The sequence below is a fragment of the Enterobacter cloacae complex sp. HYC033_NIDB genome (assembly GCF_056673335.1).
In genome coordinates this window covers 1377490-1392595 of the sequence record NZ_CP115123.1, presented here as the reverse complement: position 1 = coordinate 1392595, position 15106 = coordinate 1377490, and the positions used below count along the sequence as shown (strand labels likewise).

15 protein-coding genes and 1 pseudogene are annotated in these 15106 nt (G+C 56.6%); 12 read left to right on the top strand and 4 right to left on the bottom strand.

The window, feature by feature from the left end; all coding sequences use genetic code 11:
- Positions 1-102 precede the first annotated feature (102 nt).
- Genes O1721_RS06565 through O1721_RS06550 form a run of 4 tightly spaced genes read left to right on the top strand, consistent with a single transcriptional unit; the run spans position 103 to position 4843 of the window.
- Positions 103-1974, top strand: a complete 1872-nt coding sequence (locus O1721_RS06565) for an amidohydrolase (protein WP_032647123.1) — start codon at positions 103-105, stop codon at positions 1972-1974.
- The gene (locus tag O1721_RS06560; RefSeq protein WP_032647121.1) at positions 1974-2381 is read left to right on the top strand and encodes a DoxX family protein; all 408 of its coding nucleotides are present in this window, start codon (positions 1974-1976) and stop codon (positions 2379-2381) included. The genes O1721_RS06565 and O1721_RS06560 overlap by 1 nt, the downstream gene beginning before the upstream one ends.
- Positions 2378-3991 carry an MFS transporter gene (locus O1721_RS06555; protein WP_032647119.1) on the top strand — a complete coding sequence of 538 codons (1614 nt, stop codon included), beginning with the start codon at positions 2378-2380 and terminating at the stop codon, positions 3989-3991. The genes O1721_RS06560 and O1721_RS06555 overlap by 4 nt, the downstream gene beginning before the upstream one ends.
- A gap of 30 nt (positions 3992-4021) precedes the next feature.
- Entirely contained in the window at positions 4022-4843 is an 822-nt protein-coding gene (locus O1721_RS06550; RefSeq protein WP_032647116.1) for an alpha/beta fold hydrolase, read from the top strand.
- Positions 4844-4882: 39 nt separating this feature from the next.
- Here O1721_RS06550 and O1721_RS06545 read toward each other — a convergent pair whose 3' ends face one another.
- Both O1721_RS06545 and O1721_RS06540 read right to left on the bottom strand, forming a co-directional pair.
- Positions 4883-6277 carry an MFS transporter gene (locus O1721_RS06545; protein WP_032647113.1) on the bottom strand — a complete coding sequence of 465 codons (1395 nt, stop codon included), beginning with the start codon at positions 6275-6277 and terminating at the stop codon, positions 4883-4885.
- A gap of 45 nt (positions 6278-6322) precedes the next feature.
- Positions 6323-7411, bottom strand: a complete 1089-nt coding sequence (locus O1721_RS06540) for a cellulase family glycosylhydrolase (protein ID WP_032647110.1) — start codon at positions 7409-7411, stop codon at positions 6323-6325.
- Positions 7412-7596: 185 nt separating this feature from the next.
- Between O1721_RS06540 and O1721_RS06535 the strand changes: the two genes are divergently transcribed.
- Positions 7597-8604: a LacI family DNA-binding transcriptional regulator gene (locus tag O1721_RS06535; RefSeq protein ID WP_032647108.1), complete on the top strand. Its 1008-nt coding sequence runs from the start codon at positions 7597-7599 to the stop codon at positions 8602-8604.
- Here O1721_RS06535 and fosA read toward each other — a convergent pair.
- Positions 8590-9015 (bottom strand): FosA/FosA2 family fosfomycin resistance glutathione transferase, encoded by a 426-nt coding sequence (gene fosA, locus O1721_RS06530; protein WP_032647105.1) that lies wholly within the window; start codon positions 9013-9015, stop codon positions 8590-8592. The genes O1721_RS06535 and fosA overlap by 15 nt on opposite strands.
- A 199-nt stretch (positions 9016-9214) precedes the next feature.
- Between fosA and trpS the strand changes: the two are divergent.
- From trpS to O1721_RS06505, 5 genes and pseudogenes are all read left to right on the top strand, one after another.
- A pseudogene (gene trpS, locus O1721_RS06525) lies at positions 9215-10217 on the top strand (tryptophan--tRNA ligase).
- 186 nt (positions 10218-10403) lie between these two features.
- On the top strand, positions 10404-11087 hold the full coding sequence (locus tag O1721_RS06520) for a hypothetical protein (protein WP_032647101.1): 684 nt from the start codon (positions 10404-10406) through the stop codon (positions 11085-11087).
- Positions 11080-11427, top strand: coding sequence for a hypothetical protein (locus tag O1721_RS06515; protein ID WP_032647098.1), 348 nt, complete (start codon positions 11080-11082; stop codon positions 11425-11427). Before O1721_RS06520 ends, O1721_RS06515 begins: the two co-directional genes overlap by 8 nt.
- A 2-nt stretch (positions 11428-11429) precedes the next feature.
- Positions 11430-11909, top strand: coding sequence for an Hcp family type VI secretion system effector (locus O1721_RS06510; RefSeq protein ID WP_032647095.1), 480 nt, complete (start codon positions 11430-11432; stop codon positions 11907-11909).
- Between the two features lie 114 nt (positions 11910-12023).
- Positions 12024-12395 (top strand): hypothetical protein, encoded by a 372-nt coding sequence (locus tag O1721_RS06505; RefSeq protein WP_032647093.1) that lies wholly within the window; start codon positions 12024-12026, stop codon positions 12393-12395.
- 79 nt (positions 12396-12474) lie between these two features.
- Here the strand turns inward: O1721_RS06505 and O1721_RS06500 are convergent, their stop codons facing one another.
- Positions 12475-12948 carry a SymE family type I addiction module toxin gene (locus O1721_RS06500; protein ID WP_072258119.1) on the bottom strand — a complete coding sequence of 158 codons (474 nt, stop codon included), beginning with the start codon at positions 12946-12948 and terminating at the stop codon, positions 12475-12477.
- A gap of 460 nt (positions 12949-13408) precedes the next feature.
- Between O1721_RS06500 and O1721_RS06495 the strand changes: the two genes are divergently transcribed.
- On the top strand, positions 13409-14422 hold the full coding sequence (locus O1721_RS06495; RefSeq protein WP_032647091.1) for an HNH endonuclease family protein: 1014 nt from the start codon (positions 13409-13411) through the stop codon (positions 14420-14422).
- The gene (locus tag O1721_RS06490) at positions 14422-15009 is read left to right on the top strand and encodes a class I SAM-dependent methyltransferase (RefSeq protein ID WP_032647089.1); all 588 of its coding nucleotides are present in this window, start codon (positions 14422-14424) and stop codon (positions 15007-15009) included. Before O1721_RS06495 ends, O1721_RS06490 begins: the two co-directional genes overlap by 1 nt.
- The last annotated feature ends 97 nt before the right edge of the window (positions 15010-15106 follow it).

The following is a 15106-nucleotide window of genomic DNA, read 5'->3' as shown; positions in this document are numbered from 1 at the left end:
GGTATAGTTATACTTTGGTATACCTATCCTATTGTATAACTGGATCTTTGCCGAAACCGGTTCCCATAATCCTGACCATTCCCCTCTGAGTCTGGAGCTATTATGGTTACCCTCGGTAAAGCCGATCTCATTCTGGTTAACGGCCAGTTTCACACCGTCGATCGCGAGAATCCTGTCGCGGAAGCCGTTGCCGTGCGTGACGGAAAATTTCTGGAAGTGGGTACCGTCGCCGAGGTGATGCAACACCACTGCGACGGCACTAAGGTGGTCGACTTAAAAGGCCACACCGCCATCCCCGGTCTGAACGACTCGCACCTGCACCTGATCCGCGGCGGCCTGAACTACAACCTCGAGCTGCGCTGGGAAGGCGTGCCGTCCCTGGCCGACGCCCTGCGGATGCTAAAAGAGCAGGCCCTGCGCACGCCGTCGCCCCAGTGGGTGCGCGTGGTGGGCGGCTGGAGCGAGTTCCAGTTCGCCGAGCGCCGCATGCCGACCCTCGACGAAATTAACGACGCCGCGCCTGACACCCCGGTGTTTATCCTCCACCTGTACGACCGCGCCCTGCTCAACCGCGCCGCGCTTAAGGTGGTCGGCTACACCAAAGACACGCCGAACCCGCCGGGCGGGGAGATCCAGCGCGACGCCAACGGCAACCCGACCGGGATGCTGATCGCCCGTCCGAACGCCATGATTTTGTACGCCACGCTGGCGAAAGGGCCGAAGCTGCCGCTGGAGCAGCAGGTCAACTCCACGCGCCAGTTCATGCGCGAGCTGAACCGTCTGGGGCTGACCAGCGCCATCGACGCGGGCGGCGGCTTCCAGAACTACCCGGAAGATTACGAGGTGATTGCCGAGCTGCACGAGAAAAAGCAGATGACCATCCGCATCGCCTACAACCTGTTTACCCAGCGTCCGGGCCACGAGCTGGAAGACTTTGAAAAATGGACCGATATGCTTACGCCGGGCCAGGGCAGCGATTTCTTCCGCCACAACGGCGCGGGCGAGATGCTGGTCTTCTCCGCCGCCGATTTTGAAGACTTCCTCGAGCCGCGCCCGGATCTCGCACCGGGCATGGAGGACGAGCTGGAGCGCGTGGTGCGCCATCTGGTGGAGCACCGCTGGCCGTTCCGCCTGCACGCCACCTATAACGAATCCATCAGCCGCATGCTGGACGTCTTCGAGAAGGTGAACCGCGACATTCCGTTTAACGGCCTGCACTGGTTCTTCGACCACGCCGAAACCGTGTCGCAGGCCAACATCGACCGCATCAAAGCACTCGGCGGCGGCATTGCCGTCCAGCACCGCATGGCCTTCCAGGGCGAGTACTTTGCCGAGCGCTACGGCATCGAAGCCACCCGCCACACGCCGCCGGTGGCAAAAATGCTCGAGACCGGCGTGCCGGTGGGCCTGGGAACGGACGCCACCCGCGTGGCGAGCTATAACCCATGGACCGCGCTCTACTGGCTGGTCTCCGGCCGCACCGTTGGCGGGATGCAGATGTACGATCACAGCGCCCGTCTGGATCGCGATACCGCCCTGATGCTCTGGACCCAGGGCAGCGCGTGGTTCTCCAGCGAGCAGAACCAGAAGGGGCAGATCAAAGCTGGCCAGCTCGCGGATCTGGCGGTGCTCAGCAAAGATTACTTCCGCGTGCCGGAGGAGGAGATCAAGGGCATCGAGTCCGTCCTCACCGTGGTGAACGGCGATATCGTCTATGCCGCAGGCGCTTTTGGCCCGCTCGCGCCGCCCGCCATTCCGGTCCTGCCCGAGTGGTCCCCGGTGGTGAAGGTGCCGGGCCACTACCGCAGCGCGCCGCCGCAGGCCGCACGCGTGGGTATGCGTGTGGCTCACCACTGTAGCGGCCCATGCGGGGTTCACAGCCACCAGCATGACTTTGCCCGCACGTCAGCGATGCCGGTATCCGACGATAACGCTTTCTGGGGGGCGCTGGGTTGCAGCTGCTTTGCATTCTGATGAAACAAAATGACGTTTCGCCCCGGATCGATCCGGGGCTGTTCTTTCTGCGCCTGACCGGCAGTCTGCTGCTGCTTTACGTGCACGGCCTGCCGAAGGTGCTGCACTTCAGCGAAGAGCTGACGCGCATCGAAGATCCGTTCGGCTTCGGGCCTTACGCCAGCCTGATCCCGGCGATCGTCGCCGAGGTGATCTGCCCGCTGTTTATCATTGTGGGGATTTACACCCGCCTGGCGTGCCTGCCGATTATCGCCGTGCTGCTGGTGGCGATGCTGGCGGTCCACCCGAACTGGTCGATTGCCGAGGGGCAGTTTGGCTGGCTGCTGCTGATTATCTTCACCACCCTCGCCCTTACCGGGCCGGGCCAGTGGCGAATGCAGCGTAAAACAACGGAGAGGTTCGCATGACCCAGGTAAACGACGTTCGCGACGCACACGTCGAGACGACGCCCGCGGTTTCACCCTGGCAGCCGCTGAGCCAACCGGTGTTCCGCATGCTGTGGATCGCCACGGTGGTCTCTAACGTCGGCTCATGGATGAGCGACGTCGGTATCAACTGGAGCATGCTGACGCTCAGCGCCGATCCTTTAGATATCGCGCTGGTGCAGGCGGCGAGCAGCCTGCCGATGTTCCTTTTCGCCCTGCCGTCCGGGGTGATGGCGGACATCGTTGATCGACGTAAATACCTGCTCTTCTCCCAGCTGTGGGTGTTCATTGCCGCCGCCGGGCTGACGCTGCTCTCTTTTACCGGACACGTCACCCCCACCGTTCTGCTGGCGGCGACGTTTCTGCTGAGCGTGGGTGCGGCCATGAGTTCGCCGCCGTTTCAGGCGATTGTCCCTGACCTGGTGAGCAAGCCCGAGCTGGGTTCCGCCGTGGCGCTTAACTCGCTCGGGGTCAATATCAGCCGGGCAATTGGCCCTGCGCTGGGCGGTTTTCTACTGTCGCTTGCCGGGCCGTGGATGGTGTTTGCCCTGAACGCGCTGTCCGTGATGGGCGTGGCGTGGGTGCTGTGGCGCTGGCGTCCGGCACCGTCCGTGCAGCGTTTGCCACCGGAGCACTTCTTCTCTGCGGTGCGCTCCGGGATTCGCTACGTGCACGCCGCGCCGGTGCTGCGCAACGTGCTGGTGCGCACCGTGGCCTTTTTTGTTTTCGGCAGCGCGGGCTGGGCATTGCTGCCGCTGGTGGCGCGCCGCGAGCTGGGCTTAGGCCCGGCGGGCTACGGCGTGATGCTGGCGTGTATCGGCCTTGGCGCCATTGCCGGGGCCATCCTGCTGCCGCGTCTGCGCCAGCGGCTGAACGCCGATCGGCTGATGGTGGCCGCCAGCCTGACGTTTGCGATCACCATGCTGGCGCTGGCATTTGTACGTCACTTTTGGCTGCTAAACTTGTTTGAGTTCTTTACCGGCTTCGCGTGGATTGCGGTGCTCTCCACCCTCAACCTTGGCGCGCAGCGCAGCGCCGCACGCTGGGTAAAAGCCCGGGCGCTGGCGGTGTATCTGACGGTCTTTTTCGGTTCGATGACCGCAGGCAGCGCCGTCTGGGGCCAGATCGCCTCGCAGTTCGGCACTCCGGCTTCGCTGGTTGTCGCCACGCTGGGGATGGTGCTGGCGAGCATGACGGTGTTCCGCTGGAAGCTGGAGAAAGATCCGGATTTAAATCTCGACCTGAGCGGGCAGCCGCTGGACGGGGTGGAGATTGAACTCCCGAACGAGCGTGGCCCGGTGCTGGTCTCGCATGAGTACATCATCGACCCGCAGAACGCGAAAGCGTTTTTGCAGGCCGTGCACGAGCTACGCCGGGTGCGCCGCCGCGCCGGGGCGATGAGCTGGGCGGTGTACGAAGATATTGAACGTCCGGGTCTGTTTATCGAAACCTTCCTGATGGGTTCCTGGATTGAGCATCTGCGCCAGCAGGAGCGCCACACCATGAATGACCTCCTGTTGCAGAGCCGCGTTCTGGCTTTTCATCAGGGCACAACATCACCGGCAATTCGTTATCTGGTCGCGCCGGTCTGAACATAACAATCACCTGTAGAGGAACACACTATGGCAACGTTTAAGGCAAAAGATGGTACGCAGATTTATTACAAAGACTGCGGCGCGGGAAAACCGGTTCTTTTCAGCCACGGCTGGCCGCTGGACGGGGACATGTGGGACAGCCAGCTGAACTTCCTGGCCGAGCGCGGCTACCGCACCATCGCCTTTGACCGTCGCGGGTTTGGGCGTTCGGATCAGCCGTGGAACGGCTATGACTACGATACCTTTGCGTCCGACATTAACGACCTGATCACCACGCTGGATCTGCGCGACGTGACGCTGGTGGGCTTCTCCATGGGCGGCGGCGACGTGACGCGTTACATCAACAACTACGGCAGCGAACGCGTGGCCGGTCTTGCCCTGCTGGGCGCGGTAACGCCCATTTTCGGCAAATCCGATAGCTACCCGGAAGGGGTCGATCAGAGCGTTTTCAGCGGGATTCGCGACGGATTGCGTAAAGATCGCGCCCAGTTCATCAGCGACTTCGCTACCCCGTTCTACGGCACCAACGCCGGGCAGACCGTTTCTGCCGGTGCCCTGACGCAGACGCTGAACATCGCCCTGCTGGCGTCCCTGAAGGGCACCATCGACTGCGTAACCGCCTTCGCCGAAACCGACTTCCGCCCGGATATGGCGAAAATCGACGTGCCGACGCTGGTGATCCACGGCAGCAACGACCAGGTCGTGCCGTTTGAAACGACCGGCAAGCTGGCGGCAGAGATGATCCAAAACGCCACGCTGAAAGTGTACGACAACGCGCCGCACGGCTTCGCGCTGACCCACCAGGACCAGCTCAACGAAGATCTGCTGGCGTTTGTGCAGTCGCTGTAAGTCATTACGCGAAGCCTGATGGCGCTTCGCTTATCAGGCCTACAAGGGCTGGTCCTGTAGGCCGGGTAAGGCGCAGCCGCCACCCGGCGCTTTCGCAGACGCATTCCGCTCCGCCAGCAGCCGACAAATCTCCGCATGCTTCTCTTCGGTAAAGGTAAAGCGCGACATAAACCCCATTCGGATCAGCGAGCCTATCGCCGGTAACAAACAAATCCCGAAGAACAGCCCCGCCAGCACGCTGTCGCTCTGGCTTTGCGCCTGCGGCACATAGTCGATCATCGTCAGAAACACGCCGATGAGCCCGCCGCCCACCGCCACCGACATCTTGCCGGTGAAGGTCTGCCCGGAGAAGGTGATCGCCGCGCAGCGCTTGTGGGTGTGGTATTCCGCGTACTCGATGGTGTCGGCAATCATCGACGAGGTGAGGATGTTGGTCATCATCACGAACAGGGTGCTCAGGCCGAGCAGGACAAACAGCAACGCCGTGTGCTGATAGCCCGTGAACCACATCACCACGCGCACCGCCACGTCCAGCCCGCAGAGGATCATAAACAGCTTCCGCTTCTGCATCCGGCGGGTCAGCAGCGGGGCGACCAGGCACAGCACCGCCGCCACTATCCCCATCACGCCAATTGCCATTTGCAGGCTGCCGTCGCCCATATTGTTGATAAAGAAGTAGATATAGAGACCGCCCGCCACGTTATGGAACACGCAGAAAAAGAACGACAGCAGGACAATAAACAGCGGCTTGTTCTGGCGCAGGTTGTGGAAGGTGTCGCGCATCGTCACCTTTTCCGGGCTCGGCGGCACGCGCTCTTTGATCTGCATAAAGCCGTTGAGCATCAGCGGCAGGCCCACCAGCATCATCACCAGCGCCGCCATAAAGTAGCCTTTATCGTTGCTGTACTGGGCAAAGAACGCCGCCAGCTTCGGGAAGAAGATGTTGGCGCAGGCGATCCCGGCGTTCACTCCAAGCATCGCCGCCGTCACCGCGCGGGTGCGCTGGCCGGAGTCGTTGGTCATCACCGATGACATCGACCAGAACGGGATATCGGAGATGGCGTACAGCGTCCCCCACAGGATATACGTCACCCCGGCGTAGAGGATTTTGGTGGTCATGTCCGCTTCGATTTTATAGAACGCCAGCAGGGTGACCCCGGTGATCAGCAGCGGGGCGATCAGTAAAAAGTGGCGAAACTTTCCGAACCGGCTGTTAATGGTGTCCATAATGCTGGCAAACAGCGGATCGTGAACCGCATCCCACGCACGGGCAATCAGGAAGATGGTGCTTGCCGCCAGCGCCGAGATCCCCAGCACGTCGGTGTAAAAATAGTTAATAAACGAACCCACTAAACCAAAGCTAAAACACTGACCTAAACCATAGCCAAAGTAAGACCACAACTCGCGAGACGGTATTTTCATTGTCATTGCCATAGTGCGTACCTGGTTGCCCGGCGACAGCGCGCCGGGTCATTATTATTAGCCCTGCGGATTCGGGGCGATTTTGCGCAGCTTCTTCATCAGCGCGATTTCAGCGCGTGAGAACGGGATACCGTTCTCCTCAAACACGTCGTGGAACCACAGGCGGCAGTAGTCCGTGGACTCCTTCATCACTACCGGCCACGGCAGCCAGGTCTGGGTTTTACCGCGCACCAGCCCCCACTGATACGGCGCGACCTTCGCCATGTACATCAGCGGGAGCTGCTCTTCGATGGTGCCGCCCACGTGACGCGCCAGCCATTCGGTGCAGAAGATTGGGCGGCCCAGCGCCTGAAGCTGCTGGATAATCGCCGTCATGCGCCCGGTATTGGTATAGGCGTGGTAGCTCACCACATCTGACAGCGCCAGCGCGGTCTGGTCCAGCGGGTGCTGGTAAAACGTCTCGCCCTCTTCTTCCGCCGGCAGACGCCACGCGCAGATGGTGAGCGGCTGGGTCGGGTCTTCCTCACGCACCCAGCGGAACGCCTGCTTCATCAACTCGTGCGCGCAGGTTTCCAGCTTCTCGTCGTACAACACCTCCTCCGTGCCGGTCGCGAAAATGCCGCGGTTGCCCGGCTCGTTATACAGATCCCAGAGCAATACGCGCTTATCCTCGCGGAACTGGCGCACAACGTCGCGGATATAGCACTCAATCTGTGGCCAGCAGTCGCGATCGCACACCTTATCGCGTCCCGGGCTCGCCGCCGCCTGGCTGTTGTGCTTGCCCGGTACGGGCGGCTTTTGCGGGCCGAGGTACGGCTCGTCGCCGGAGAACCCGCAGTCGTCCATCAGGGTCAGCATGGTGCTGAACCCATGACCGTCGGCAATCGTCAAAAAGCGGTCGATGCGCGCCATCAGCCCGTCGCGGTCGTGCTCCCAGACGATGAACGGCAGGTTGATGCGCAGGGTGTTATAGCCCGCGTCCGCCGCCCAGCCCAGCTCGCGGTCGATGGTGTCGGCATCGAAGGTCTCTTCCTGCCAGATATCGGTCCAGTTCACCGCCGTCGACGGCAGATAGTTAAACCCGCACAGCCAGCCTTTCTGCTGATACCACGCCTGTGCCTGCTCCCTGCTCCACTGCTCTTTCATTACGCATCCTCTTGCTGATAATATTTAGCTAATAAATATTAGTTGCAGAATAAATGCGCAAATCGTGGCGCTCAGAAAAGCGACGCCTCTCACAAAGTTCACGCTTCGATGGATGAGAAACGTGATCGACGGCGCTAAAGCGTGCGGTTAGGGTATGATGCGAAATCGCGAAAGGGAGAGGACGGATGAAGCGAAAAACAAAAGTGACGATGAACGATATTGCGCGGGCGGCAGGGGTGTCGCAGGCGACGGTATCGCTGGTGCTTAACCAGTCCCGCAACATCAAGCTCAGCGACGACACCCGTCAGCGGGTGATCAACGTCGCCACCGAACTCGGCTATGACCGCCTCCCCGCCGTTCACGCTCCGCGCAACCAGGAGGAGATCGCCCTGCTGGTCAGCTCGTTGCAGAGCTTCGACCCGTTTATCGACGCCATCAGCCAGGCGCGGGAAGCAGCGTGGCGCAACGAGACCCTGCTCACCGTCTACGACTACGGCGACGACGTGAAGCTGGCCCTGAACATCATCTGCCAGCTGGACAAGCGCAACTGCATCGGGATTATCCTTGCCTCTCCGGTCACGAACGTCGTCGATATGACGGCATTCCAGGACTGCACCCGCATCCCGCTGGTGCTGCTCAACCAGCGCGACCCCGGCTCGCCGCTGCTGCCGTCGTTTATTCCAGACGACTACGCCAACGCTTTCCAGGTTACCAGACACCTCATCGCCTGCGGCGCCACGCGCATCGCCCACATCACCGGCGAGAGCTGGATGGAGGCCTCGCGCCAGCGTCTGGCGGGCTACCAGGCAGCATTACAGCAGGCCGGGCTGGCGTGCGACGACGGTCTGGTGCGCCAGACCAACTGGCAGTTCAGCGAGTCCTTTACCGCGACAGCTTCGCTGCTGGAACTGGCCGAGCGCCCGGACGCCATCTTCTGCGCCAGCGACTGGCTGGCGATCGGCTGCTACCAGGCGCTGGCGGTGAACGGCGTGCGCATCCCGCAGGACATGCTGCTGGCGGGCTACGACGACCAGAAGATTTCCGAGCAGCTCACCCCGCCGCTGACCAGCATCCAGTTGCCTTACAGCGAGCTGGGACGGCTGGCGGTGGAGTACCTGTGCAATCAGGAAGATGCCGCCACGCACGTGACGCTGGCGGGCAGGCTGAAGGTGCGCGCCTCAAGCCTCGTCTGAGGTAAACACCATGCCCGCGTAGGGCTTCTCGCGACACGCCGCCAGCCGCGCGGCGAGGCTGCCCACTTGAAGTTCAAGCTTATGCCCGTCAGGGTCGAGAAAATAGAACGATGCTCCCTCGCTTTTGTTCTGCTTCCAGACGGTGACGCCCGCCTGCTCCAGTCTTTGCGAGAACGGTTCAAAATCCTCCTCCGCCACGGTAAACGCGTAGTGGGTGTAGTCGCTCTCCTGCGGCGGCACGTACTGGCGCGCCTCGTCGTACGACAGGCAGACCCACAGGTCGCCGCAGGTGAGATAGGCCCCGGTATTCCAGCGGGCGTGCAGCGCAAGCCCCAGCAGCTCGTGCCAGAAGGTGACGCTTTTTTGCAGGTCGCTGACCGCGAGGGTCAGGTGGTTGAGTGATTGCAGCATGACGTGCCCTTTTGTTTTTCGCGCCGGACATGGTACGGTAAAGAGATGAACATAAACCACGCCGTGCTCACCGTAAACCGCTGGTGGCTGCCTTCTTAAAGGCGGCACGGAGTAGTTTTCCCCATTTTCAGATAGCCGCCGAAAGGCGGCTTTCTCACATCTAAGACCCCTTTCGGCATTACAACGTTAAGGAGTCTTTATGAACCCGCAAACCATCCTCACCGGCGACCGCCCAACCGGCCCGCTGCACCTTGGCCACTTCGTCGGATCGCTGCGCCAGCGCGTGGCGCTTCAGCAGACGCACAACCAGTTTGTGCTGATTGCTGACCTTCAGGGGCTAACCGACAACGGCAGCAACCCGCAAAAAATTTCGCGACAACATCCCCGAAGTGCTGGCCGACTACCTCGCCGCGGGCATCGACCCGAACCAGACCACGATCTGCCTGCAATCCGCCCTGCCCGCCCTTGCAGAGCTGACGATGCTGTATATGAACATCGTCACCGTCGCCCGCGTGGAGCGTAACCCGACGGTGAAAAACGAGATTGTGCAGAAAGGCTTCGCCCGCTCGCTGCCGGTCGGGTTTATGGCCTACCCCATCAGCCAGGCGGCGGACATCACCGCGTTCAAGGCCGAGTGCGTGCCCGTCGGCGACGACCAGCTGCCGATGATTGAGCAGACCAACGAGATTGTGCACAAGATGAATAGCCTGCTGCCCGCCCCGGTACTGCGCCACTGCAAGGCGATGCTGAGCGACACCAGCCGCCTGCCCGGCATCGACGGCGGTGCCAAGATGTCGAAATCGCTGGGCAACACGCTGCACCTTTCGGCCAGTGAAGAGACCATTCACCGTGCGGTCAGCGCCATGTACACCGACCCGAACCATCTGAAGGTGAGCGACCCGGGGCAGATTGAGGGGAATGTGGTGTTTACGTACCTCGACGCGTTTCATCCGGACAAGGAGAAAGTGGCGGCGATGAAGGCGCACTATCAGGCAGGCGGGCTGGGTGACCGGGTATGTAAGAACGAGCTGGAGGCGTGTTTGCAGGAGCTGATTGCGCCAATGCGGGAGCGGCGGGCGATGTATATGCAGGACAAGGGGGAGATGATGGCGATGCTGAAGCGCGGGACCGAACGGGCGCAGGGGGTGACGCAGGCGACGTTGAGGGAGGTGAAGGTTGGGCTGGGGGTGCCGGTGTTTTGAATAGGTGAGTTGATTGAGGTTGGGCGGTGGAGTGCGTGCTGTTAGCACAAAGCCGCTTATTATCTCATTTAATATAATATTAATTCCTCCAATAATTCTTAATTCGTCGTTTAGATATAATTAATTGCTTTATCTACATTAATATCACATTGATATTACCCTTTATAATACATTTGAAGGGATACTATGGCTGATGTAGAAGATATAGCCCGGAGATTATGCAACATAATCGCTTCTCCTGATACAGTTACTGGGCTTATAAATGGAGGACTATCTGTACCGTTAGATTATGGATATCTGGTTTACGGAATCTTTGACACAGATACCAGGTATGCTCGTGAAACTCAACGCATAAGAATGATGACTGCCATAAAAAACGACATTTTGAATTACGAGAACATTGTCAACGCAGTTAAAATTATTTTTAAAGTGTTCAATAGATATTTAACCGAGGATGAGCAGGATAAAATATACAGATCTGTAATGACTTCAATTGCAGGTAGAATATCAACCAATATTATTGCATCAACTATCGCAAAGCATGTTATTGAAAGGACGTCCTTCACGTTTGTTGTTTTCAAAGGGAAAAGTAACCCAATCACGGCACTGAGCACACTCCTTTTGTTTGGGGGAATGGCTGAGCGATCAATTAGAACATCTGACAGACTCGAAGCAGAAGCCCCAGAAGTATATCAACTTCTGAGACCAAGAGACTATGACTTACTTTATTTTCTGTTCGCTGATGCCGTCCAGCCTTTCGTAGATGCTATCCATGCAGGTTATTCAGAAGGAAAACCTGTATTTAATCAAATCATAAAGAAAGTTAATGAAAAACTAACTGCACACACTACGGCAGGCGCGTATGAGTAAGTTTATCACCCCAATTATAAACCTGCTTCTTTGCTCATATTTAGTTTTAGCCTATATCCTTAGCTGGGTTGAATTCGAAACCTGGCATGATAAAACAATCGCCTTTTGCATCATTACCCTAAGTGCCTACCTTATTTCATTAGTAATGAATAAATTCCTGCCAGGAAAGATACGTATTTTTAGCGGGATCCTGGATGTGTTATCAGGCCCCTTACTGATCATCGGTGCATTTGCTTGTATAGCTGTCCTTGAACCATGGCCGCTGAAAATTATTGGCTTATTCATATGGGTCGTGGCGATGTTACACCTACCTTCTTTTGTAAATATAGATGAGGAATAATCATGTCAAATCCAGCATATCTTTGGTTAACCGATGCTAATGGCTCACCAGTCGTAGGAGGTTCCATGGTATCCGGTCGGCTAGGCGCTATTGAATTAAAAGCAGTTGCTCATCACCTCACCATACCTGTGAGTGGAAATACAGGCCGACTAACAGGTACTCGTGTACATACACCAATTGCCGTTCAGAAGGAGTTTGATAAAACAACACCCGTTCTCTTCAGGGCACTGTGTGAAACTCAAACACTAAAATCGGCTACGATAAAAATGTATCAAATTGATGATGCAGGAATCGAGAGAGAATATTTCAACATTATCCTGGAGAATGTAAAAATCACGGGTATCACGCCAAATCTGTTCCCGGGTTCTGGAACAGGAACGCATACAGAGACGATCGAGTTAAGATATGAGGCAATAACCTGGAAACACTGTGACGGGAATATAGTTTACAGAGATGCCTGGAATCATATGGCGATAGCTTAAATCGACTCATAATTTCGTGGGCCGATATAACTTTGTTCTTGTTGGTCCGCACAAGCGGAGCGCTGCCGGAAAGAGCTAGCGATTATTTCCATCGCTTTAAAGGAGAACATCTTTATGGAACCCACTCTCTCACAAGTCATTGAGGTTGTTCGAAACTCCTCAGGTGAGCATCGTAAACCTATTGATAGCAATACGTTGATTGAGGCCGATTTGCATATTTGCGGTATCGACGGCGAAGAACTACTGGAAGACTGCGAAGAAGCGTTTGGCGTTCAGCTTGCCACGGAAGAAGATGGTTATATGAAAACGTTCGCTCTTGCTGAGAACGAGTATCTGTTTACGGATGAAGGCATAGATTTTTTTGGCATCTGTCGGTTTATACGCTGGGTACGTGGCATACCCGAACCTGTGATACGCGATTTAACCGTCGGTGAACTTCACGCTGTGCTGGTTACGGCTGTAAAAGAGCAGGTAAAGCACGAGTGATTTCATAAGATTACGGGCATGGGATAACATGCCCGTATCGTTTTATTGCTTCAAGAATTACATGAGATGGGAAACACGGTTACTCCGACATCGCCTGCCCTGTTCCACGCTTAACAGCCGGTATATCGCCTGTATCATTCAGCGCTCCCGGAAACGTCTTCAACCAATGTGCGACTTTCTGTTTATTTATATTCACCACACTCATCCCTTCCAGGCATCCCCATAATTCTCTTGTATGCTGTGGCGTAATCACAATGCAGTCTTTCATGGCGCGGATTTTTACGGGCATACCGTTGATAAAGCCTGCGCGGGTTAACCACTCGCCGCCCAGGAGAAGATATTTCATGTCTATGCGTGCATACAGTTCGCAGCAGGCGGCGCTGTCCTGCGGTGTTTCCGCGCGGGGATGAACGGGTGCCGCGTTGGGCTGGTTGCCGTGCAGACGGCGGGCGCTGTTTTTGCGTACCAGCTCGCGGTTTTCAATCATGCCGGTGAAAGCGTCTGATTCTGTTTTGCAAACAGTAAACTCTGGCTTAAAATTCGTCGCAGCCATTTTCAACTCCGTTATAGTTGGTTGTGGTTAGCGGTATGGGGGTGTTGCAGCACCTTCATATCGCGTATTCTCTCATTAAATATTCTTCGATACTTCCTTTCGCCGTTTGGCGTAATTTCTGGTGACCATTATACAGGGCTGAATATAAACACAGCGGTTTGGTGTGGGGGAAATTTGGTATTTGCGAGGGGGATTCAGGAAATTACGGTAGGTATTTTTTAATTCGCGAAACAACAACACTTTTGCCTGAAAATCACTTCAACTCGCCTCCTCCCGATATCTGTTCATTTGCAAACCTGGCGCTAATGCCGCATCGGTTGCCTCAACACCTTTCTCTCTGACCTCTCAAAAATTCATCAAACCTATAGATTAACGATTTACATCACCCTGATTTTGTTATGTGATCCTGTTACAGGCTTTAGTAACGCCCTGCCCAGCCAACCGTAACAGGACTTCATCGATGGAATTTTATCAGGCCGATCCGACGCTTGAGAACTACTGGCGTGGTGTGATCCTCTTTGGAAGGAACGTCGCATCTTACAAGTTCGCGCTGGCGTCTGCGTTGTATGAAGTGGATAAGACGGGCAGCGATTTGATTACGCTCGACCAGCTTGCCGTGCCGTTCAGCCGCTATCTTTGCGAGCACCTGAAGCATGCGCCAAAACAGATCACCTCCCGCAGCAGTCAGTTTTTGGAAACCTGTCTGAAGTTCAACCGAGGTGAAATCACCCACGCCCAGCTCATTGAAGCGACGGTGCGCCTTGGCTTTAACAACGTGATCGATGCCTTTCATTACGTGAACCAGGGCGAGATCGATAAACGTTTTTTCCTTGATGAGCGCAAAACCAACAACGGGATCCGCCTGACGGATAACTTCTATTTACTGGGCGAACGCCGGCAGTATAAAAACCTCGCCTTTGAAACCAATGCTCGCTGGAACCTGGTGGAACAGGCCTGGTCTATGGGGATTTCACGTAACCTTGTAGGCGTGGAGTTCGACGAAGATAATCAGCTGTTGTTCACGAGGGTGAACGCGCGTCGCGTAGACATCACCAGCTGTCGCGACAGCCTGAATGGATACCAGAAAGGACGATGTTTTTACTGCTTTAAACCCATCAGTCTGGTACCGGGAGATGCAGAACTGGCGGACGTCGACCACTTTATTCCCTGGGCTGCCCGCCATGAAGTGAGCAATATTAACGGCGTATGGAACTTAGTGCTGGCCTGCCGGTGTTGTAACCGTGGCGTTGAAGGCAAATCTGCACGCATTCCCGACCTCAGGCTCCTGCAGCGGTTACACACACGCAATGAGTATTTTATTCAGAGCAAACTGCCGTTACATGAGACGATTGTTCTACAGACAGGGCAGCGTCCTGAAGCACGGAGAAGCTTTCTTCAGCGTAACTGGCAGGCCGCGCTGGACAAACTTATCCATACCTGGAAACCCAATGCGGAAGGCGAGGCAACGTTTTAATGACACTTCACTACTATCAGAACCACGCACAGGATTTCTTTGATGGCACGGTCAATGTCGATATGACTCCGCTATATGAGGCCTTCACCCAACATCTGCCTCACGGAGCCCGGGTTCTGGATGCGGGCTGCGGTTCAGGCCGGGACGCAAAAGCCTTTCATGAGATGGGTTATCAGGTGGATGCTTTTGATGCCTCTTCCGCGATGGTGGAGCTGGCAAGGCAACATACCGGGTTACCCGTGCAGCTAATGACCTTTTCAGAGATCGACGGTAAAGCGCAGTACGATGGGATCTGGTGCTGTGCATCTTTGCTGCATGTCCCCTCTTCTGAGTTACCTGCCGTGATGCAGAAGCTTGCGGATGCGCTTAAGCCTGGCGGCGTCTGGTATGTGTCCTTTAAGTATGGCAACGGTGAACGCGTGCAGGGGGAAAGACGGTTTACGGATCTGGATGAAGAGGGGTTGCGGGAGTTGTTGAGGGTGGTTCCGGGGATGGAGATAGCTTCGCTGTGGGCGACTCAGGATAACCGCCCGGACAGGGATGAGACATGGCTGAATGGGATATTACGAAAAAACGGCTCTGTATGATGATGACATTCTTTATATTAGGTTGTACTAATCGCGGAATGTCAGGAGAGGTTATCAGCGCCCATCACATGGCAACATTCAGAAGCTCGACAGAACT